Origin of the sequence: Mycobacterium sp. THU-M104, assembly GCF_049197365.1 — a bacterium.
Classification (GTDB): domain Bacteria; phylum Actinomycetota; class Actinomycetes; order Mycobacteriales; family Mycobacteriaceae; genus Mycobacterium.
Window position 1 is genome coordinate 30,157 of the sequence record NZ_JBMIOP010000201.1, and the last position, 19,803, is coordinate 49,959.

General features: G+C 68.1%; 19 protein-coding genes and 2 pseudogenes. 15 read left to right on the top strand and 6 right to left on the bottom strand.

The features are described from left to right. The first annotated feature begins 75 nt into the window (after positions 1 to 75). The 4 genes from ACOJVU_RS15860 to ACOJVU_RS15875 all read left to right on the top strand — a co-directional run bounded on the left by ACOJVU_RS15860 (position 76) and on the right by ACOJVU_RS15875 (position 4,069). Positions 76 to 981: an AurF N-oxygenase family protein gene (locus ACOJVU_RS15860; RefSeq protein ID WP_421530652.1), complete on the top strand. Its 906-nt coding sequence runs from the start codon at positions 76 to 78 to the stop codon at positions 979 to 981. Further along, entirely contained in the window at positions 957 to 2,201 is a 1,245-nt protein-coding gene (locus tag ACOJVU_RS15865) for a DUF4873 domain-containing protein (protein WP_421530653.1), read from the top strand. The genes ACOJVU_RS15860 and ACOJVU_RS15865 overlap by 25 nt, the downstream gene beginning before the upstream one ends. A gap of 136 nt (positions 2,202 to 2,337) precedes the next feature. After that, complete coding sequence (locus ACOJVU_RS15870) at positions 2,338 to 3,111, top strand: STAS domain-containing protein (protein WP_421530654.1); 774 nt, start codon at positions 2,338 to 2,340, stop codon at positions 3,109 to 3,111. Between the two features lie 91 nt (positions 3,112 to 3,202). Next, on the top strand, positions 3,203 to 4,069 hold the full coding sequence (locus ACOJVU_RS15875; RefSeq protein WP_421530655.1) for a TIGR03619 family F420-dependent LLM class oxidoreductase: 867 nt from the start codon (positions 3,203 to 3,205) through the stop codon (positions 4,067 to 4,069). A 13-nt stretch (positions 4,070 to 4,082) separates the two neighbouring features. Here the strand turns inward: ACOJVU_RS15875 and ACOJVU_RS15880 are convergent. After that, positions 4,083 to 4,890, bottom strand: a pseudogene (locus ACOJVU_RS15880) (enoyl-CoA hydratase/isomerase family protein). Between the two features lie 23 nt (positions 4,891 to 4,913). Here ACOJVU_RS15880 and ACOJVU_RS15885 point away from each other — a divergent pair. From ACOJVU_RS15885 to ACOJVU_RS15900, 4 genes and pseudogenes are all read left to right on the top strand, one after another. Then, on the top strand, positions 4,914 to 5,066 hold the full coding sequence (locus ACOJVU_RS15885; RefSeq protein ID WP_421530656.1) for a hypothetical protein: 153 nt from the start codon (positions 4,914 to 4,916) through the stop codon (positions 5,064 to 5,066). A 38-nt stretch (positions 5,067 to 5,104) separates the two neighbouring features. Then, positions 5,105 to 5,373, top strand: a pseudogene (locus ACOJVU_RS15890) (IS256 family transposase); the annotation flags it as partial. Positions 5,374 to 5,488: 115 nt separating this feature from the next. Then, positions 5,489 to 6,424, top strand: coding sequence for a hypothetical protein (locus ACOJVU_RS15895; protein ID WP_421530657.1), 936 nt, complete (start codon positions 5,489 to 5,491; stop codon positions 6,422 to 6,424). A gap of 59 nt (positions 6,425 to 6,483) precedes the next feature. Further along, positions 6,484 to 6,804 carry a hypothetical protein gene (locus tag ACOJVU_RS15900; protein WP_421530658.1) on the top strand — a complete coding sequence of 107 codons (321 nt, stop codon included), beginning with the start codon at positions 6,484 to 6,486 and terminating at the stop codon, positions 6,802 to 6,804. 13 nt (positions 6,805 to 6,817) lie between these two features. Here the strand turns inward: ACOJVU_RS15900 and ACOJVU_RS15905 are convergent, their stop codons facing one another. Further along, positions 6,818 to 9,124, bottom strand: a complete 2,307-nt coding sequence (locus ACOJVU_RS15905; protein WP_421530659.1) for an ATP-dependent DNA ligase — start codon at positions 9,122 to 9,124, stop codon at positions 6,818 to 6,820. 48 nt (positions 9,125 to 9,172) lie between these two features. On the opposite strand from ACOJVU_RS15905, the gene ACOJVU_RS15910 reads away from it, so the two are divergent. Both ACOJVU_RS15910 and ACOJVU_RS15915 read left to right on the top strand, forming a co-directional pair. Then, positions 9,173 to 10,108, top strand: a complete 936-nt coding sequence (locus ACOJVU_RS15910) for a carbohydrate kinase family protein (RefSeq protein ID WP_421530660.1) — start codon at positions 9,173 to 9,175, stop codon at positions 10,106 to 10,108. A 31-nt stretch (positions 10,109 to 10,139) separates the two neighbouring features. Then, positions 10,140 to 10,940 (top strand): Ku protein, encoded by an 801-nt coding sequence (locus ACOJVU_RS15915; protein WP_421530661.1) that lies wholly within the window; start codon positions 10,140 to 10,142, stop codon positions 10,938 to 10,940. Between the two features lie 58 nt (positions 10,941 to 10,998). On the opposite strand, the gene pstA is transcribed toward ACOJVU_RS15915, so the two are convergent. Genes pstA through pstS form a run of 3 tightly spaced genes read right to left on the bottom strand, consistent with a single transcriptional unit; the run spans position 10,999 to position 14,050 of the window. Beyond that, positions 10,999 to 11,901, bottom strand: coding sequence for a phosphate ABC transporter permease PstA (pstA, locus tag ACOJVU_RS15920; protein ID WP_421530662.1), 903 nt, complete (start codon positions 11,899 to 11,901; stop codon positions 10,999 to 11,001). A 31-nt stretch (positions 11,902 to 11,932) separates the two neighbouring features. Continuing rightward, complete coding sequence (gene pstC / locus ACOJVU_RS15925; protein WP_421530663.1) at positions 11,933 to 12,925, bottom strand: phosphate ABC transporter permease subunit PstC; 993 nt, start codon at positions 12,923 to 12,925, stop codon at positions 11,933 to 11,935. Positions 12,926 to 12,937: 12 nt separating this feature from the next. Next, positions 12,938 to 14,050: a phosphate ABC transporter substrate-binding protein PstS gene (gene pstS / locus ACOJVU_RS15930; protein WP_421530664.1), complete on the bottom strand. Its 1,113-nt coding sequence runs from the start codon at positions 14,048 to 14,050 to the stop codon at positions 12,938 to 12,940. A gap of 296 nt (positions 14,051 to 14,346) precedes the next feature. Between pstS and ACOJVU_RS15935 the strand changes: the two genes are divergently transcribed. The 5 genes from ACOJVU_RS15935 (at position 14,347) to ACOJVU_RS15955 (ending at position 19,479) form a co-directional block, all read left to right on the top strand. Further along, entirely contained in the window at positions 14,347 to 15,138 is a 792-nt protein-coding gene (locus ACOJVU_RS15935; RefSeq protein WP_421530665.1) for an SDR family oxidoreductase, read from the top strand. 24 nt (positions 15,139 to 15,162) lie between these two features. Next, positions 15,163 to 16,239, top strand: coding sequence for a diacylglycerol kinase (locus tag ACOJVU_RS15940; RefSeq protein WP_421530666.1), 1,077 nt, complete (start codon positions 15,163 to 15,165; stop codon positions 16,237 to 16,239). A 93-nt stretch (positions 16,240 to 16,332) separates the two neighbouring features. Beyond that, positions 16,333 to 17,577 carry an Nramp family divalent metal transporter gene (locus ACOJVU_RS15945; protein WP_421530672.1) on the top strand — a complete coding sequence of 415 codons (1,245 nt, stop codon included), beginning with the start codon at positions 16,333 to 16,335 and terminating at the stop codon, positions 17,575 to 17,577. Next, positions 17,578 to 18,630 (top strand): poly-gamma-glutamate hydrolase family protein, encoded by a 1,053-nt coding sequence (locus ACOJVU_RS15950; RefSeq protein ID WP_421530667.1) that lies wholly within the window; start codon positions 17,578 to 17,580, stop codon positions 18,628 to 18,630. It abuts the gene before it with no gap. A gap of 24 nt (positions 18,631 to 18,654) precedes the next feature. Further along, positions 18,655 to 19,479: an LLM class F420-dependent oxidoreductase gene (locus ACOJVU_RS15955; RefSeq protein ID WP_421530668.1), complete on the top strand. Its 825-nt coding sequence runs from the start codon at positions 18,655 to 18,657 to the stop codon at positions 19,477 to 19,479. 139 nt (positions 19,480 to 19,618) lie between these two features. Here ACOJVU_RS15955 and ACOJVU_RS15960 read toward each other — a convergent pair. Further along, on the bottom strand, positions 19,619 to 19,803 hold a 185-nt coding region (locus ACOJVU_RS15960; RefSeq protein WP_421530669.1), incomplete at its 5' end, for a DoxX family protein.

Genomic DNA, 19,803 nt, shown 5'->3' on the forward strand with positions numbered 1-19,803 from the left:
CAAGTACCCAGTACCATGAGTATTGACTATGTGTTTGCGACCCCTACCGTCTGTAGCACCGAAGGGAAGCCGGCGATGACCAGTGCGGTGAAATCAGGCACGCCGAGTCGGGAAGAGTTCTCGGAGCGGTTGTTGAAGGGCTCGGTCAGGAAGTCCTACGAACCCGTCGTGGACATCGATTGGGATGCGCCGCTGGACCCGGACAAGTTCTTCCTGCCGCCGCGTTTCGTGTCCCTGTACGGGACGCCGATGTGGGACGAGATGACCCGCGAGCAACAGATCGAGCTGTCCCGCCAAGAGCTGGTCAACACGTTGTCGGCGGGCATCTGGTTCGAGAACATGCTCAACCAGTCGTTGCTGCGCACCATCGTGCACGAGGACCCCACCAGCTCCTCGACGCACTACAAGCTGACCGAACTCGGCGACGAGACCCGACACATGGTGATGTTCGGCAAGGCGATCGAACGCATCGGCGCCAAACCGGTGCGCCCGCGGCTCTGGCACCGGATGATCATCAACACCTTGCCGCTGGCCTTCCAGTACGGCTCGATGCTGTGGGTGGCCGCCCTGATCGGCGAAGAGATCTTCGACTCGCTGCAGCGGCAGATGATGGACGACCCGGAACTGCAACCGATCATCCAGCGGCTCATGCGCATTCACGTCACCGAAGAGGCGCGCCACATCCAGTTCGCCCGCGACGGCGCCCGCAAGCGGGCGCAGACGATGCCGCGGGTCAACAGATGGTTCATGGCCAACATCAACGGGCTGGGCGGGTATTTCTTCCGCTACCTGTTCACCAACCCGATCCCCTACGCCCGCACCGGCCTGGACGCCAAGCGGGCACAGGCGATCGCGCGCAGCAGCGAGCACAGGCACCAGGTGCAGGTGTCGGGCTTCGCCCCGCTGGCGGCCTTCCTCAACGAGGTGGGCCTGTTCGGTCCGCTGGCGCGCCGCGGATGGAAGCGCACCAGGTTTCTGTGACGCACCGGCCCGACCGCCGCGTCGCCGTCGTCGGCGCGGGTGGCGCCGTCGCGGCGCTGACGGCCGTCGGGGTCACCGACATCCTCGAACTGGACGCGGACCGCGTGGTCAGGTCGGCCTTCGACGAGGCGAGCTCCACGTGGTCGCTGCGGACGGCCACCGGCGAGGTGGTGCGGGCCCGTGTCGTCATCACCGCTCGCGACGCCCTGCTTGTCCCATGGGTGCCGCAGCTGGCGGGGCGACATCTGTTCGGCGGGCTGTCGCTCTCCGCCGCCGGGTGGGACCCCGATTTCGACCCGGCCGGAAAACGCATCGCGTTCATCGGCGCCGACTCCACCGCCGGCCACCACATCGGGCGGCTGGCCCGATCGGCGGCGGTCACCGTCTTCGCGTACGCGCCGCGCCGCATGGTCGCCGAGCTGCCACTGCCCTCAACTCGCGCCAAACGCTGGTTGGGCCGCCGGCTGCGGCCGGGCGCCACCGGCGGCCCGCCGGGGCCCACGCTGGTGCGATCCGCGATCAGCACGATGACCGCGTCGGGCATCCGCACCCGCGACGGCGTCGACCATCCCGCTGACGCCGTCGTCTACGGCACCGGGTTCGCCATCGCCGGCCGCGTCGCCGACGAGGCACTCGTAGGCGCCGGCGGATCGACCATCCGGCAGGCCTGGAACGACGGCATGGAGCCCTACTTCGGTGTCGCCGTGCACGGATTCCCCAACTACTTCGTCCTCGGCGGGCCCGACACCGGTGCGCAGGCGCGCTACGTCGCCCAGTGCGTGCGACTGCTGGGCGAGAGCGGCGAGAACCGCATCGAGGTGCGGCACAGCAGCCAGCAGGTGTTCAACGAGCGCGTCTACGTCCGGGACGCGCAGCCCCATCCGGTGCCGCGGGCATTCACCCTGTCGACGGGGTGCGCACGCGAGCAACGGGAGAGCTACGACGGCGCGGCGACGTTGACGCTCGCCGGCGTCCCCCACCCGGTACGCGTCCGGCTTGCGGGCCGCCTGGATCCCATCGACGGTCGATACCACTGGCAGGGAACGGTTTTCGGTTCCCCGTCCCAGCCTCTGCCCGACCACGCCCTCCGGCGGGCGCGGACGGCCACCCTGACCGTCGGTGAGCGCAGCGCGCCGACCCGCATCATCGAGAAGACCCCCTGGGGCACTCACTCGATCGCCGGGGTCGGCAATCCGCCGTACCCGCTCGGCGGAGGCTGAACCGGCGGGGTGATCCGGTTGACCCCTGCCCGGTCAACAGAATGCCCACATTTCAATCACGATCGGGACAAGCCTGCCCACGTGTCCTCGAGTCTCGGCTCGCCGTCGGCGACGATGATGCTGTGATACGAAACGGGTGGCTACGGTGAGTGCGCTGACCCGGTCGCCGGCTTCGCTGATCGTCGCCGGACGAATGAACCAGTCGGTCGCGGTCCTGACCGTTGACGGCGTGCTCGACGCCGCCAACTCGGCGGCGTTTCGCGACACCATCGTGCGGACCACCCGCGACGAGACGTCCGCAGTCGTTGTCGACGTGAACGCTCTGCACGTGCCCACGGAATCGGCATGGACGGCACTCATCGGAGCGCGCTGGCAGCTTCATCCCCGGGCCGCCGTCCCCATCGCGCTGGTCTGTGCTCAGCGCGCCAGCCGGGACGCCATCGAACGCACCGGCGTGGCCCGCCTGATGCCGGTGTCATCAAGTGAGAACGGCGCGATGAGAGCGCTCGGGCGCTGCGCCCGCCGCACCGTCCGGCGTGCCGACGCCCAGCTGAGTTCCAACCTGACCAGCCTTGGGGAGTCACGCCGGCTGGTCCGCGAGTGGCTGACCGCGTGGTCGCAGACCGCGCTCCTCCCGGTCGCGCTCGTGGTGGTGAACGTGTTCGTGAAAAACGTGCTGGAACACGCCGCAAGTGTGCCGGTTCTGCGCGTCGAGTGTGACGGAACCACGTCGATCATCGCGGTCTCCGACAGCAGCAACGCACCCGCGGTGCGCCTGCCGCCGCCGGAGCAGGGCATCGACGTCTCGGGCCTGGCGATCGTCGAGGCATTGACCCGCGCGTGGGGCAGCGCCGCCACCGCGTCCGGCAAGACCGTCTGGGCTGTCATCGGGCCCGAGAACCAGCTGTAAGCCCTGACCGGTCGCCCCGCGCCCCGGGGCGGGGCGAAACGAGAACACGTTCTCATGTCAGGTAACGACCCGTCGCAGGAAGGCAGATGACGTGCGGTTCACCTACGCGGAGGCGATGACCGACTTCCACTACTACATCCCCCTGGCCCAGGCCGCCGAGGCGGCCGGCTACGACGCGATGACGATAGCCGACAGCATCGCCTATCCGTTCGCATCCGACTCGAAGTATCCGTACACGCCCGACGGCGACCGGGAGTTCCTGGACGGCAAGGACTTCATCGAAACGTTCGTGCTGACATCGGCATTGGGCGCGGTGACGTCGACGCTGCGGTTCAACTTCTTCGTCCTCAAACTGCCGATCCGCCCGCCCGCCCTGGTCGCCAAACAGATCGGTTCGCTGGCGGCGATGACCGGCAACCGCGTGGGATTCGGGGTGGGCACCAGCCCATGGCCCGAGGACTACGAGCTGATGGGCGTCCCGTTCGCCAAGCGGGGCAAGCGGATGGACGAGTGCATCGAGATCATCCAAGGCCTCACCAGCGGCGAGTACTACGAGTTCCACGGGGAGTTCTACGACATCCCCAAGGTCAAGATGACCCCGGCGCCCACCCAGCCGATCCCGATCCTGATCGGCGGCCACGCCGACGCCGCGCTCCGGCGCGCGGCCCGCCTGGACGGCTGGATGCACGGCGGCGGTGACCCCGAGGAGCTCGACGGCCTCATCGCCAAGCTGCGGCGGTACCGTGCGGAGGCGGGCAGGACGGGTCCGTTCGAGATTCACGTCATCTCGGCCGAGGCCTACACCGCGGACGGCATCAAGCGGCTCGAGGACAAGGGGGTGACCGACGTGATCGTGGGCTTTCGCATTCCCTACGTCAAGGGCGCCGACACCGAGCCGCTGAACGCCAAGATCCGCAACCTGGAGATGTTCGCGCAGAACGTGATCGCGAAACTTTGAGCGTCTGCGTTCCTCACAGTGAGTCCCAGTGAGGTGCCCGCTTCTCCCGATGAGCCATCGCGGCCTCGACCGGGTTGTTGGTGAATCCGCTCAGGATCTGCGTGCGGTTCTCCAGCTCGATGGCATGGCGCAGACTCGGCGCGTCCAGCGCGGCGTTGAGGCCGATCTTGGTCTGCCAGACCCCGTAGGCGTTGTTCTCGGCGATCGAGCGCGCCACCTTCAGCGCAGCCGGCATCAGCTCCTCGGGGGGCCACCACCTCGTGCACCAGTTTGACCCGGTACGCCTCGGCGGCGTCGATGATGCGGCCGGTCAGCATGAGCTCCCGGGCCACCCCGGCACCGACGATCTTGGGCAGCAGGTAACTGGTGCCCATGTCCATCGAGGAGAAGCCGGCCTTGATGAACGCCGACCCGAACCGGCCGTACTCGGAGGCGACCCGCACATCGCAGACCAGCGCGAAGGCCAGCCCACCGCCGACCGCCACGCCGTTGACCGCGGCGATCACCGGGATGGGCAGCTCGTAGAGGCGGGTGAACAGGTCGGCCAGACGGACCTGCGCGTCGTAGTTGACCTTGAACGGCGGGGTGGTCGGCCCGGGTTTCGTCCAGGGCTCACCGGTGCCGCTCAGGTCGGCGCCGGCACAGAACCCGCGTCCCGCACCGGTCAGGATCGCCGCCCGGAATTCGCCGGCCCCGAGCACGGTCAGGGCGTCGTCCACGCCGTCGATCAGCGCACCGTCGATGGCGTTGAGCCGCTCGGGCCGGTTGAGGGTGAGGCAGGCGATGTTGTCATCGAGGGCCTGCAGTGTCACAGCAGGCATACCCAGACCTTAGGCGACGCAGCGTGGCCGCGATTCCGCAACAGGTGAGCGTGGCGATGGCCGAGATCGCCGAGAACATGTCCGAGGGCCTGCTGACGCTGGCCGTCGGTGCAGGCCTGCAGGTCATGCAGATCCTGCTGGAGGCCGAGGTGACCTCGGGTGGGCGCCGGCGGTGAGAAGCCGGCCGCGGGTGCGCGCCGCCGATGCCGATCGCGTACCGCCCACGCTGGCCCGCACCCTGCGCTCGGCCAACACCATCGAGTCGATGATCTCCATCTGCCGCGAACACGCCGCAACGTCAAACGCTGGCGCAACGGCAAGATGGCGCTGCGCTGGTGCGCGGCCGGGATGGTCGCGGCCGGCAAGCAGTTCCGCCGCGTGAACGGACGCCTGCGCCTGACAGCACTTCGCATCGCACTCGAGCAGCAGTTCACCGAACCTGTCGGACCCATCATGCACAATGACGAAGTGAGCGCAGCCTGATGCTCACCGGACCGCCACCGAAGCTCCACGAGACTCGGGACGTCCTCTCATTTCCGGTTTTCGACGCACTGGTCGGTGTAGAGAAACGATCCACCGACCTAAGGAGTGTTGTTACATGAACGGTACTTCGACCCCCATGGCTTCCATGCACGCCAACGCTCTGGCGCATCCCTGGTCGACCGAAGCCCTGCGCGGGCTCGACGGCGCCATCACCCTGTACGCCGAGCTGCGCGTGACCAGCGCGCAGCACACCGCCCTGCTCGCCGCCATCGATGCCCTGGGTGTGGCCCTGCGCGGCAAGCCGAGCTTCCTACAGCTCTCGCTCAAACAGATGAGCGGCGATTCGACCATGGTGAAGAACTACCCCGAGTCCTACAAAGGCGTGCTGGCGACGGCATACCTCGACGGTGCTGAAGCGGGCGTGCAGCCTTATTTCTACAGCCTTTTCATCCGCTTCGCCGACGCGGCCAGCGCCAGTGTGGCCGATCTTGAGGCCGACTTCGCCACGCGCCTGCAACCCTTGTTGCATGCCGGGGTCGCGCCGCAGTCGCCCGAGCTGGCGGCCTATCGCGCCGTGTATCAGACCGTGGGCGCGGGTGACCGCCACGGCATCTACACCACGGCGCAGCAGATCGAAGACTTTTTGCGCGCTCCGCTGGATCAGCCCGAACGCGACACCGTCACCGTGGAAAACCACGTCATGATCAACGACACCGACCGCGAAGCCTGGGAGCCCAAGGTGATGGCCTTGCTCGAAGTGGCTCAAAACACTTTCGAGCCGCAGAACGACCCAGCGGGCATGGGCCAGGCCGGCACGCGCGACAACCGCCTCTATCGCAGGGCGCTGTCCACCGAGATCCTGCGCAACGCGCATGCCGATGGCGGCCTGCGCGCCTACATCTTTCACGGGCTGTGGGAGTCGGTGTGGGATCACGAGAACTCGCACATCGACACGCGCCTCATTGCGGCCGCTGGGCCGGTGGGCGCCGCGGTCGTGGTCGGCCCGGTGGAGCCGTTCTACCTCACCCGCCGCCTCACGCGAGCCGTCTGAATCGCCCCGCAAGCCGCCGCCGATTCCGCCCCGAGCGCTTGGGAGCGACGGCGGGCCCCATGCTGGCGGGGTTTCTCGGCACCGCCGCGTTGCTCATCGCCGTCGTCGGCTCGGGTAGCACAACGGCCCAGCTCTCGCCGACCAACACCGGCGTCGCGCTATTGGCCAACGCCATTGCCACCGCCAGTGCGCTGTATGTACTGCTCACGGTCTTCGGCCCGCGCTCGGGCCCGCACCGCGCGACACAAAGGACACGACCTCGGCGAAGGCCCATCCAGCTGCGCGGTCGACCCGGACCCGATCACGGTGTCGCCGAGGGCCGAGCCGGCACCGAGCGCGGCCTGGAGAGCACCCCGGTGCGCTCGCTCTGCGAGCCTTGATAGGTCACCCATTTCATTCCCGCACCACCTCACTTGGTTCCTTGTCCGGCCGCAGACCGCGCCAACTCGATTGGCGCAGAAGGTGATCGGGGGTCCACTCGCTGTAGCGAACCTCGCCCACCAGCACCGGCTCGACGAATGTCACGCGCCTGGTCTGGGCGCGGGGCAGCGGCGGGCTGAACGGCGACGTGTCGGTGTGCAGCGGCGCCAGCGTCTTCCTCAGGTTCGCCAGATCGCGCTCGGTGAATCCGGTGCCGACCTTCCCGGCGAAACGCAGGCCGTCGGCATCGGGGATGCCCATCAGCAACGAACCGATGCCACCGCTGCGCCCGCCTTCGCCGGCCTTCCAGCCGCCGATGACGACTTCTTGTGTGTTCCAGTGCTTGTCCTTGACCCACGACGCCGACCGCCGGCCGGGCTGGTAGGTGGAGTCGCGCCGCTTGGCCACCACGCCCTCCCACCCGTGTGCGGCCGAATACTCCAGCGCCTGCGTGCCGTCGCCGGGCACCAGTTCGGGAACAACGAGATTGGTGCCGACGGCCAGGGTCTCCAGCAGCTTGCGCCGGTCGGAGTAGCGGGCCCGCAGCAGCGACCGGCCGTCCAGGTAGAGCAGGTCGAAGACCCAGAACTCGACGCGGGCGCCGCGGCCGCGGTTCTGCATCGCATGGAAGCTGGGCACACCGGAGCGGTCCAGGACGACGGCCTCGCCGTCGAGCACCACGTGATGGTCGGCCAGATCCGCAGCCAGGGAATGGAACTGCGGATACTCGGCGGTGACGTCGCGGCCACGCCGGGACCGCAGCCGCAACGCGCCATGGTCGGCCTCCGCCAGCAGGCGGTAGCCGTCCCATTTGCCTTCGAAGGCCCACTGGGCGGCCGGGTACCCCGACACCGAACCGTGCGTGGCGAGCATCGGCGCTATCTTGTCGAAAACGAACGACTTCTGGTCCTTCATCCGGTGCACCAGCCACCGATCGCCGTTGGTCTGGATCAGCGCGTAGCGCCCCGAGATCCGGCTGCCGTGCAGGACGACGATCACCTCCCCCTTTTCGGCGGGGTCGTCGCGGAACTTCTCGGCCTCGTAGGTCCCCGAGTCCCAGATGACCACCGTGCCGGCCCCATACTCCCCCTTGGGGATGACGCCCTGGAATCCGGCATACTCGAGCGGGTGGTCCTCGGTGTGCACCGCCAGGCGATTCACCGACGTCGTCTCGGGCAGGTTTTTGGGCACCGCCCACGACACCAGCACCCCGTCGCGCTCCAGCCGGAAGTCGTAGTGCAGCCGGCGGGCGTGGTGCTCCTGAATGACGAACGTAGTGCCCCGGCCGGTAACCGGTTTGACTATCGGAACGGGCTCGGGGGTGTTGGCGGCGTCCCGCATGCTGCGGTATTCGGTCAGCCGGTCAGGCAGGGGCGCGCCGGCGTCGAGGAGGGCCAGCAGGTCGCCATCGCGCTCGACACGGGCCAGCACCTCGTCGTAGCGCAGCTGGGTCAGCGCGGGGTCCTCGAGTTCCTCCCAGGTGCGCGGCGCGGCGACCGTCGGATGTCGGCGCCCGCGCAGCGAATAGGGCGCGATGGTGGTTTTAGCCCCGTTGTTCTGGCTCCAGTCCACGAAGACCTTGCCCGCGCGCAGACTTTTGGTCATGGTCGCCGTGACGAGTCTGGGCATCGTCTTTTCCAGACGCTGCGCAACGCGTTTGGCCAGCGCCGAGGCGTCGCGGCTGCTGACCGGGTCGGCCAGCGGCGCGTACAGGTGCACACCCTTGCTGCCGCTGGTCAGCGGGAAGGCGGTCAGGCCGATATCGGCGACCAGGTCGCGGACCGCGAGCGCCACCTCGGCCAGCTGCGCCATCGTCACGCCCTCACCAGGGTCGAGGTCGAACACCAGCCGCGTGGCGGGGCCGGGTTTGATTCCCCCGCACGCGGGAGGTGCCCCCACCCCGGCCGTGCCGCGGGTCCGTTCGGCGACGAACCGCCACTGCGGCACGTGCACCTCCAGCGCCGCCTGCTGCGCGATCCAGGCCAGCCCATCCACGCTGTCGATGATCGGATAGGTCGTCGTCCCGGACCGGTGCTCGATGCTGGCGCGCGGTAGCCAGTCCGGCGCCGAGGAGGCCAGCTGCTTCTCGAAGAACGAATCCTCATCGACCCCGTCGGGCCAGCGCTTGCGGGTGGCGGGGCGGCCGGCGATATGCGGGATCATCACCTCGGCGATGCGCGTGTAGTAGTCGAACACGTCGGCTTTGGTGGTCCCGGTGGCCGGATACAGCACCTTGTCGGCGTTGGTGAGCCTCACCCGCGCGTGCGCCGTGGACCCCATGACCTCAACGTACTTGCAGGCTGGGCCAGCCGGTAGCGTCGACACCACATGAGTAACGCGCTGGTGATCGGCGAGGCGCTGATCGACGTCGTCAAACACCGGGGCACCACCGACCATGTCGGAGGCAGCCCCCTCAACGTCGCTGTCGGGCTCGCCCGGCTGGGCCACGCTGTCGATTTCCTCACCCACATCGGCGACGACGACTCGGGGCATCGCATCGAGGCGCACCTGAAAGCCGCAGGAGCACAGCTGGTTCCGGGCAGCGTCTCCGCAGCCCGGACGCCGCGGTCGGTGGCCACGATCGGCGCCGACGGCTCGGCTGCCTACACTTTCGACCTGGACTGGCAGCTGTCCGCGACACCCGAGGTCGCGCCGCCGCTGCTGGTGCACACCGGATCAATCGCCGCCGTGCGCGACCCGGGGTGCCTGGCGGTCGCGGCACTGGTGGAGACCTACCGGGTGTCGGCAACCGTCAGCTTCGACCCCAACGTGCGACCGTCCCTGATCGAGGACCGAGCCCTGGCCCGTCAACGCATCGAGCGCCTCATCGAGCGCAGCGACGTGGTCAAGGTCAGCGACGAGGACCTGCGCTGGATCGAGCCCGACCGGGAGCCGCAGCAGACCATGCGCGCCTGGCTGGCCTCGGGACCCGCGATCGTCGCCGTGACGATGGGCGAGCGAGGCTCGCTGGCGCTGTGCGCGGCCGGCGAGGCCGCGGTGTCGGCCCGGCCGGCCCGGGTGGTGGACACCGTCGGCGCCGGCGACGCCTTCACCGTCGGCCTGCTCGACGCGCTGTGGGGGCTGGGTTTGCTCGGCGCCGAGCGGCGGGCCGACCTCGGCCGGATCGGGCTGGACGCGCTGACGACCGCGCTGCACACAGCGAGCCTGGCGTCGGCGCTCACCATCGGCCGGCCCGGCGCCGACCTGCCCGACCGCGCAGCGCTGGACGCCGCGACGGATCGCACGCGGCCCGGTGCGCTGTGAACGGGCCGACCGGGTGGGCATACTGACCTACATGCGCCCCATCTGGAAGGGCTCGATCGCGTTCGGGCTGGTCAACGTGCCGGTCAAGGTGTACAGCGCCACCGAAGACCACGACATCAGGTTCCACCAGGTGCACGCCGAGGACAACGGCCGCATCAGGTATCAGCGCGTGTGCGAGGTGTGCGGCCAGGTGGTCGACTACGGTGACCTCGCCCGCTCCTACGAGTCCGAGGACGGTCAGATGGTGGTGATCACCGACGACGACATCGCGACCCTGCCCGAGGAACGCAACCACGAGATCGAAGTGCTCGAGTTCGTGCCGGCCGAGGAGGTCGACCCGATGATGTTCGACCGCAGCTATTTCCTCGAGCCCGGCTCGAAGTCTCCGAAATCCTATGTGCTGCTTGCCAAGGCACTCGCCGATGCCGAGCGGATGGCGATCGTCCACTTCACGCTGCGCAACAAGACCAGCTTGGCGGCGCTGCGCGTCAAGGACTTCGGCAAACACGACGTGATGGTGATACACACCCTGTTGTGGCCCGACGAGATCCGCGATCCCGCTTTTCCCGTACTGGACCAGAAGGTCGAGATCAAACCCGCTGAGCTCACCATGGCCGGGCAGGTCGTGGAGTCGATGACCGAGGAGTTCAACCCGGCCCGTTATCACGACACCTACCAGGAGCAGCTCCAGGAGCTCATCGACGCCAAACTCGAAGGCGGGGAAGCGTTCACCACAGAGGAACGACCCAGGGATCTCGACGAGGCCGAAGACGTCTCCGACCTGCTCGCCAAGCTGGAAGCCAGCGTGAAGGCACGTTCGGGCGGCCGCTGAGACAGCGACGGCAAAACAGCTGCGAACGACTCGGCGGCCGAGCAGTCCCGCGCGCCGTTCAGCGACGCCGGTTCGCGACGAAACGGGCCGCCGCGGCGATGAGGTTGATGACGCCCACGATGATGATCAGGCTCAGGGCCGCGCCCCAGATACGCAGGAAACCGGCTCGTTCGGGGTTGGTGAGTTCGGTGTAGATCAACAGCGGCAGCGAGGCCATGTTGCCGTGCAGGACGTCGAAGTTGATCGAGCGGCTGTACCCCACCAGCACGAGCACCGGCGCGGTCTCGCCGATGACGCGCGCGACGGACAGCAGGACACCTGCGACGATGCCGGGCATCGCGATCGGGAAGACGATCCGCACGACGGTCTTCCGCTTCGTGACACCCAGCGCGTAGCTGGCCTCGCGCAGATCGTCGGGCACCAGCCTCAGCATCTCCTCGGCGGAGCGCACCACCACCGGCAGCATCAGCAGCACCAACGCCAACGACACGGCAAGGGAGCTCTGCTGGAATCCCAGCGTGACGATCCAGAGGCTGAAGATGAACAGCGCTGCCACGATCGACGGGACCCCGGCCAGCACATCGACCATGAAGGTCGTCAACCGCGGCAGTCTGCCGGAGCCGTATTCCACCAGGTAGACCGCGACCATCAGGCCCAGCGGCACCGACAGGAAGGCGGCCACCCCCGACTGAACCAGCGTCCCGTACAGCGCGTGGTAGATGCCGCCGGCGAACTGTTCGGGCAGCACGCCGCGCAGCGAGTGCGTCCACCAGCCCGCCCGGGTGACGGCATACCAGCCCCGCGACACCACGACCGAGAGCACCCACAACAGCGGCACCAGCGCCATGACGAAGGAGGCCAGGAAGAACGCGGTGGCGACGTTGTTGCTGACGCGCCGTCGCAAGCTCAGACGGTGAAAGACGTCCGCCTTGACGGGCCGGTCGAACGCGTCGGCGGTCACGAGTTCGGCCCTTCCTCGACGCCGGTGCGGATCATCCGTTGACCTTTCCGCCGGCGATCGCACGGGCGAGGCCGTTGACCGCGAACGTCAGGACGAACAGGGCGAAACCCGCCGCGATGTAGGCGCCGGTGGGCAGCGGCCGGCTGAACTCGGCCGCCGCCGACGCTATCTTGGACGCGAAGGTGTAGCCACCGTCGAACAACGACCACTGACCCGGTTGAGCGGCCGAACGCAGGATGATCAGCACCGCCACGGTCTCCCCCAGAGCCCGGCCCAGGCCCAGCATCGACGCCGCGATGACGCCGCTGCGTCCGAAGGGCAGCACAGTCATCCGCACCACCTCCCACTTCGTGGCGCCGAGCGCCTGAGCGGCTTCCTTCTGGATGTCGGGCGTCTGGCGGAACGCCTCGCGCGACACCGAGGTGATGATCGGCAGGATCATCACCGAGAGCACGATGCCGGCGGTGAAGATGGTGCCGCCGCCGGCCAGCGAGACGTTGCCGTGCTTGAACAGAAAGAACCACCCGAGGTTGCGGTTGAGGAATTTCGCGACCGGCTCGAGCTGGGGCGCCAGCACGAAAATCCCCCACAGCCCGAAGACGATCGAGGGCACCGCGGCCAGTAAGTCCACCATCGCGCCGAACGGGCGGGACAGCCGTGCCGGCGCGTACTGGGTGAGGAACACCGCGATCCCGATCGCGATCGGCACGGCCGACACCAGCGCGGTGAACGAGCTCAGCACGGTGACCATGAACAGCTCGCGGATGCCGAACGCCAGCTTGTCGGGGTTGGTGGTGTTGAAGTCGGCGCTGGTGAAGAAGTTCGCGTGGTTGGCGCGCAGCGACGGGACGGCACGGATCAACAAGAAGGTCGCGATCATCGCGATCGCGATGACGATCGTCGCGCCGGCCGCCACGGCGACCGACTTGAACAGCTGGTCGCCGCGCCGACCCGCGCGGGTGTCGGCCGCCGCCGGCGCAGCGGACCGACTGCTCGGCGGGGTGGATACCGTTGTTGGCGTCATGACGTCCCGGGGTCAGCTGATGGCGTTCACCGACGTCGACAGCCTGGATTTGAACGCGTCGGGAATGGGGATGTATCCGTTGTTGGCCAGCCCATTCTGCCCTGCGCCGATGGTGCTTTGCAGGAATGCCTTCACGGCCGTGCCGACCTGCGGGTCGGGGTATTTCGAACAGACGATCTCGTAGGTCGCCAGGACGATCGGGTAGGAGCCGGCCTGCGTCGGCTTGTAGAACGACAGCGTGTCGAGCACCATGTCGTTGCCCTGCCCCTCGATGGTGGCCGCGGAGATCGTCTTACCCACCGAGTCGGCACTGATCGCCACCGGGTCCGGACCCGCCGACGTGACGATCTTGGCCATGTTCAGCTTCTGGGCCTGAGCGAACGCCCATTCGTTGTAGGTGATCGAACCCTCGGTGGCCTTGATCGCCGCCGACGTGCCGTCGTTGCCCTTGGCGCCCTCGCCGGCGCCGCCGTTGAACGTCTTGCCGGCGCCCTTGCCCCACGCGCCGTCGGAGGCCGCATCGAGGTATTGCTGGAAGTTGTCGGTGGTCCCCGACTGGTCGTTGCGGAACACCACGTGGATCGGCTCCGCGGGCAGGGTGGCGCCCGCGTTCAGCTTCTGGATGGCCGGGGCGTTCCAGGTGGTGATGGCGCCGTTGAAGATCTTCGCCGCGGTGGGGCCGTCGAGATTGAGCGAAGCGAGGCCCTTGACGTTGTAGGTGATCGCGATCGGGCCGAACACCACCGGCAGGTCCCACGCCGGCGAGCCGCAGCGCTGCTGCGCCTTGGTGTGTTCCTGGGCGGTCAACGGTGAGTCTGAGCCGCCGAAATCGGTTTGGTTACCCGTGAATTCGGTGATCCCGGCGCCCGAGCCGTTGGGGGTGTAGTTCAGGGTCTGGCCGGGGCAGGCCTGCTCGAACGCGTTGGCGAAGCGGGTCATCGCGTTCGCCTGCGCCGTCGATCCGCTTGCCTTCAGCGCCTTCTTTCCGCCGCAGCTCACGTTCGCTGACGACTGGCCCGTCGTCGCGTGCCCCGCGTTGGAGTTGTTGTCGCTGCCGCATCCCGACACAACCAGCACCCCGGCGGTCAGGACACCCAGCGTGGCGCCAAATCGGTTGAGTTTCATTCACATCCTCACGGTAGGGATGGGAGGTGATCGTCGCCGCACGCAGCCGCGACCCGCCGACCAGCCGTCTTCCTTGCAGCCCCGAAGCTAACAGGACCAAGGTTAACGGCGCGCAAACGTCGGTTGCTGCCGAGCACGGACTCCGCCCGTTCAACTCAGACGCCGACGTTACCGCTATGGCGCACGTCACATCCGCGCGCCCTTGTGCAAAACTAGAACCTGTTCCAGAAAAGACCTTCGCCGGGACGGCGGAGCTTGCTACCGTTCGGCCCACGACTCAACGAAGAAAGGCCGCAATGATCCTCGACAGGTTCCGCCTCGACGACAAAGTCGCCGTCATCACCGGTGCCGGCCGCGGCATCGGTGCCGCCATCGCCGTGGCTTTCGCCGAAGCCGGCGCCGACGTCCTCATCGCGTCGCGCACCCAGTCCCAACTAGACGCCGTCGCCGAACAGGTGCGCGCCACCGGTCGCCGCGCGCACACCGTCGCCGCCGACCTGGCCCACCCGGAAGCGACCGCGCACCTGGCCGCTCAGGCCGTCGAGGCGTTCGGCCGCCTGGACATCGCGGTCAACAACGTCGGCGGGACCATGCCCAACACGCTGCTGACCACCTCGACCCAGGACCTCAAGGACGCATTCACCTTCAACGTCGCCACCGCGCATGCGCTGACCGTCGCGGCGGCGCCGCTGATGCTCGAGCACTCCGGCGGCGGCAGCATCATCAACATCACCTCCACCATGGGCCGCCTGGCCGGGCGGGGGTTCGCTGCCTACGGCACCGCCAAGGCCGCCCTGTCCCACTACACGCGGCTGTCCGCCCTGGATCTGTGCCCGCGCATCCGGGTCAACGCCATCGCGCCGGGCTCGATCCTGACCTCCGCGCTGGACGTGGTGGCCTCCAACGACGAGCTGCGCGCGCCGATGGAGAAGGCGACGCCGATGCGCCGCCTGGGCGACACGGCCGACATTGCCGCCGCCGCAGTCTATTTGGCGTCGCCCGCCGGTAGCTTCCTCACCGGCAAGACGCTGGAGGTCGACGGCGGTCTCACCTACCCCAATCTCGACATACCCGTGCCCGACCTGTGAAACCCGACCTCTAGAGGAGCAGTCATGCCAATACCCGTCGTCCAACTCGGCACCGGCAACGTCGGCGTCCACGCGCTGAAGGCGCTGATCACCAATCCGCAGTTCGAGCTCACCGGCGTCTGGGTGTCCTCGGAGGCCAAGTCCGGCAAGGATGCGGCACAGCTTGCCGGCCTGACGGAGACGACCGGCGTGCTGGCCAGCACCGATCTGGACGCCGTGCTGGCCACCGGACCGCGGTGCGCCGTCTACACCGCGCTGGCCGACCACCGCCTGCCCGAGGCCCTCGACGACTATCGGCGCATCCTGGCGGCGGGCGTCAACGTGGTCGGCAGCGGTCCGGTCTTTCTGCAGTATCCGTGGCAGGTGATCCCCGAGGATCTGATCGCACCACTGGAAGCTGCTGCGCAGGAAGGCAATTCGAGCCTGTTTGTCAACGGGATCGACCCCGGCTTCGCCAACGACCTGCTGCCGCTGGCCCTGGCGGGCACCTGCCAGAACATCCAGCAGATCCGCTGCATGGAGATCGTCGACTACGCCACCTACGACAGCCGCACCGTCATGTTCGACGTGATGGGCTTCGGCAAGCCGCTCGACGAGATTCCGATGCTGCTGCAGACCGGTGTGCTGAGCATGGCGTGGGGTTCGGTCGTGCGGCAGCTGGCGGCGGGCCTGGGGGTGACGCTCGACGAGGTCGCCGAAGTCTACGTCCGCGAACCGGCACCCGAGGACTTCGACATCGCCTCGGGTCATATCGCCAAGGGGACCGCGGCGGCGTTGCGCTTCGAGGTGTTCGGGATGGTCGACGGCGATCCCGTCGTCGTGCTCGAGCATGTGACCCGGCTGCGAGAGGACCTGTGCCCCGACTGGCCTCAGCCCGCACAGCCGGGCGGCTCCTACCGCATCGAGATCACCGGCGAACCGTCCTATGCTATGGACGTCTGCCTGGGCAGCCGCCTCGGCGACCACAACCACGCCGGGCTGGTCGCCACCGCGATGCGGGTCGTCAACGCGATTCCCGCAGTGGTTGCCGCGCCGGCCGGTATCCGGACCACACTGGATTTGCCGCTGATCACCGGCCGCGGGCTCTACATCCGCGGGTGATCCCCGGGTGACGCCAAAACCCGCACGCCGGGCCCGGGCGGGACCGCACGTCGGCGAATTCGGATAACCTTACTTTTTTGTTCGGGAAACTGAATCGAGGGGGTCGACAGGTTGGCGCAGGGCACCCGGTCCGGGCTCAAGACGAGTTGGTATCTGCTCGGGCCCGCGTTCGTCGCCGCCATCGCCTACGTCGACCCCGGCAACGTCGCCGCCAACGTCAGCGCCGGCGCGCAGTTCGGCTACCTGCTGCTCTGGGTCATCGTGGCGGCCAACTTGCTGGCGGGCCTGGTCCAGTACCTGTCGGCCAAGCTCGGGCTGGTGACCGGCCGTTCGCTGCCTGCCGCGATCGGCGGGCGGATGAACCGTCCGGCGCGGCTGGCCTACTGGATCCAGGCCGAGATCGTCGCGATCGCGACCGACGTAGCCGAAGTCATCGGCGGTGCCATCGCCTTGCGCATCCTGTTCGGCCTGCCGCTGCTGATCGGCGGGATCGTCACCGGAGTCGTGTCCCTGCTGTTGCTGGCGGTCCAGGACCGCCGCGGCCAGATCGTCTTCGAGCGCGTGATCACCGGTTTGCTGCTCGTGATCGCGATCGGCTTCGCGGCGAGCTTCTTCGTCAAGACGCCCCCGCCCGGCGCCGTCATCGGCGGGCTGCTGCCGCGCTTCCGGGGCAGCGAGAGCGTGTTGCTGGCCGCCGCGATCCTGGGCGCGACGGTGATGCCGCACGCGGTGTACCTGCACTCCGGTCTGGCCCTCGACCGGCACGGGCATCCCGACCAGGGCCCGCGCCGGGACATGCTGCTGCGTGTCACCCGCCTCGACGTGGTGCTGGCGATGGCGGTTGCCGGGACGGTGAACGCGGCGATGCTGCTGGTCGCCGCGATCAACCTGGAACACCGCGACATCAGCGTGTCCATCGACGGCGCCTACGGCGCCATCCACGACACTTTGGGGCCGGCCATCGCGATGCTGTTCGCCATCGGTCTGCTTGCCTCGGGACTCGCGTCGTCATCGGTGGGCGCCTATGCCGGCGCCATGATCATGCAGGGGCTGCTGCACCGGTCCGTGCCGATGGTGGTGCGCCGCCTGGTCACGGTGTGCCCCGCCCTGGCGATCCTGGCGTTCGGGTTCGACCCCACCCGCGCGCTGGTGCTCTCGCAGGTCGTGCTGTCGTTCGGGATACCGTTCGCGGTACTTCCCCTGATCAGGCTCACCAGCGACCGCCGGCTGATGGGCGCCGACGCCAACCATGCCGTCACCACCGTTATCGGGTGGGCGGTCGCGGTGATGGTTAGTCTGCTCAACGTGGTGCTGATCTGGCTGACGGTGGCCGGCTAGATGCCGGCCCGGCGGCATCCTTACTTCGCATACGGATCGAACCTGTGCGTCAGTCAGATGGCGCTGCGCTGTCCCGATGCGGCCGATCCGCGGCCGGCCGTGCTCGCCGATCACGACTGGCTCATCAACCAGCGCGGCGTTGCCACCATCGAGCCTCTTGCCGGCAGCCAGGTGCACGGGGTGCTCTGGCAGATCTCCGACAGCGACCTGGCCGCCCTCGACGCGGCCGAGGGCGTGCCCGCACGTTACCGGCGCGAGCGGCTGACCGTGGCCACCGACGGGAGCCGCACGCCGGCCTGGGTGTACATCGACCACCGGGTGATTCCCGGCCCACCGCGGCCGGGCTACCTGCCACTCATCATCGACGGCGCCGTCCACCACGGCCTGCCACAGCGCTGGATCTCGTTTCTGCACCGGTGGGATCCCGCGCACTGGAAGCGCGAGGTACCAGCCATCGGGCTTGCACCACAGTCGCTTTCGGAGCTGCTGAGCGAGCCCGGGATGGTGGAGGTCAGCCGAATGCGCTCGCGCTTCGGCTTTCTCGCGATTCACGGGGGCCTCGAGAAGATGACCGACGCCATCGCCGAACGCGCCGCAGACGCCGCCGGGGCCTCGCTGTACGTGCTGCGCCATCCCGACCGTTACCCGCACCACCTGCCCTCGGCCTTGTTCGACCCCACCGAGTCGGCGCGGCTCGCCGAGTTCGTGGACCACGTCGACGTCGCGGTCTCGCTGCACGGCTACGGCCGCATCGGGCGCAGTACCCAGCTGCTGGCCGGTGGCCGCAACCGTGCACTGGCCACCCACCTGGCCCAGCACGTCCGGCTGAGCGGATATCAGGTTGTCACGGAACTCGACAAGATCCCGCGCGCACTGCGCGGCCTGCATCCGGACAACCCCGTCAACCGCGTGCGTGACGGCGGGGCCCAGCTCGAGTTGTCCGTGCGCGTCCGGGGCCTCGGACCGCGCAGGCCACCGCCCGGCGACGACGGATTGCCGCCGGTCACCGCCGGCTTGGTGCGAGGGTTGGTGGACGCGGCCAACCGTTGGTGAGTTTTTCCTACTGTTAAACGGAGGTTGTTGGTGGCCAAGGATTTTCGCTTCGGGATGAGCATGCGCTTCTTCAAATCCCGCGAGGGGTTGCAGGAGAAGGTCAAGCGCGCCGAGGATTCCGGCTTCGACGTGCTGTGCGTACCTGACCACATCGGCGCAGCCGCACCGTTCCCGACACTGACCGCGGCCGCGATGATCACCACACGGATGCGGATGAGCATGTATGTGCTCAATGCCGCCTTCTACAAGCCGGCCCTGCTCAGCAGGGACCTTCAGGCCCTCGACGTGCTCAGCGACGGCCGCCTCGAGGCCGGGCTGGGCACCGGCTACGTCCGCGAGGAGTTCGAGGCGGCCGAGCTGCCGTACCCGAGCGCCGGCGCCCGGGTCGACTACCTCGAGCACATGACGACGTACCTCAAGGAGCACCACCCCACGATGCCGATCCTGATCGCCGGCAACGGCGACCGGGTGCTGACCCTGGCCGCCCGGCACGCCACCGTCATCGGCCTGACCGGTTCCCGGGTCCGAGACGTCGACGACCCGCTGGCCGAGCGTGTCGACTTCGTGCGCAGCGCTGCCGGTGCCCGGTTCGCCTCGCTGGAGCTCAATCTGGCCATCACCGCCGTGCCGACCGACGGTTCGCGCGTGCCCGACTTGACGATGACCCGCAGGTACGCCTCGGAGCTCTCCGATGACGAACTGCTGCGCATGCCCTCGGTGCTCAGCGGGACGCCGCGCGAGATGGCCGACACGTTGCGCGGCTACCGCGAAACGTATGGGATCACGTCATTCACCGTGCAGGACAACCACATCGACAACTTCTCGAAGGTGATCGCCGAGTTGCGCTGAGCCGATCATCGCCCCCAGGAGGCGGTACTCGACGACATCTGCGGTCGGCCGGCGGATGCGCCATGCGCGCGGCGGTAGTTGCAGTGAATGTCGTTGCAGTGAATGTCGTTGCAGTGAATGTCGTTGCAGTGAATGTGAGTCACGATCCGACCGCGATATGAATCATGTAGGCGGCTGACGCTACCGCGAGGAGCAGGTACAGACCCGGGAATGCGATGTTGTAGAAGACGCGGGCTCGGATGTGGGCGACGAGGGCACCGGTGAAAAACAGGATCAGACCAACACCGGCAGCTACGCCGAGCCGCGGCGCCATGGTCAGTCCGA

What these genes read in the sequence shown, in the direction of transcription:
- ACOJVU_RS15860 (WP_421530652.1), top strand. Translation starts at nt 76, where the DNA reads ATGACCAGTGCGGTGAAATCAGGCACGCCGAGTCGGGAAGAGTTCTCG.
- ACOJVU_RS15865 (WP_421530653.1), top strand. Translation starts at nt 957, where the DNA reads ATGGAAGCGCACCAGGTTTCTGTGACGCACCGGCCCGACCGCCGCGTC.
- ACOJVU_RS15895 (WP_421530657.1), top strand. Translation starts at nt 5,489, where the DNA reads ATGAACGGTACTTCGACCCCCATGGCTTCCATGCACGCCAACGCTCTG.
- ACOJVU_RS15900 (WP_421530658.1), top strand. Translation starts at nt 6,484, where the DNA reads ATGCTGGCGGGGTTTCTCGGCACCGCCGCGTTGCTCATCGCCGTCGTC.
- ACOJVU_RS15905 (WP_421530659.1), bottom strand. Translation starts at nt 9,124, where the DNA reads ATGGGGTCCACGGCGCACGCGCGGGTGAGGCTCACCAACGCCGACAAG.
- ACOJVU_RS15910 (WP_421530660.1), top strand. Translation starts at nt 9,173, where the DNA reads ATGAGTAACGCGCTGGTGATCGGCGAGGCGCTGATCGACGTCGTCAAA.
- ACOJVU_RS15915 (WP_421530661.1), top strand. Translation starts at nt 10,140, where the DNA reads ATGCGCCCCATCTGGAAGGGCTCGATCGCGTTCGGGCTGGTCAACGTG.
- pstC (WP_421530663.1), bottom strand. Translation starts at nt 12,925, where the DNA reads ATGACGCCAACAACGGTATCCACCCCGCCGAGCAGTCGGTCCGCTGCG.
- pstS (WP_421530664.1), bottom strand. Translation starts at nt 14,050, where the DNA reads ATGAAACTCAACCGATTTGGCGCCACGCTGGGTGTCCTGACCGCCGGG.
- ACOJVU_RS15935 (WP_421530665.1), top strand. Translation starts at nt 14,347, where the DNA reads ATGATCCTCGACAGGTTCCGCCTCGACGACAAAGTCGCCGTCATCACC.
- ACOJVU_RS15940 (WP_421530666.1), top strand. Translation starts at nt 15,163, where the DNA reads ATGCCAATACCCGTCGTCCAACTCGGCACCGGCAACGTCGGCGTCCAC.
- ACOJVU_RS15950 (WP_421530667.1), top strand. Translation starts at nt 17,578, where the DNA reads ATGCCGGCCCGGCGGCATCCTTACTTCGCATACGGATCGAACCTGTGC.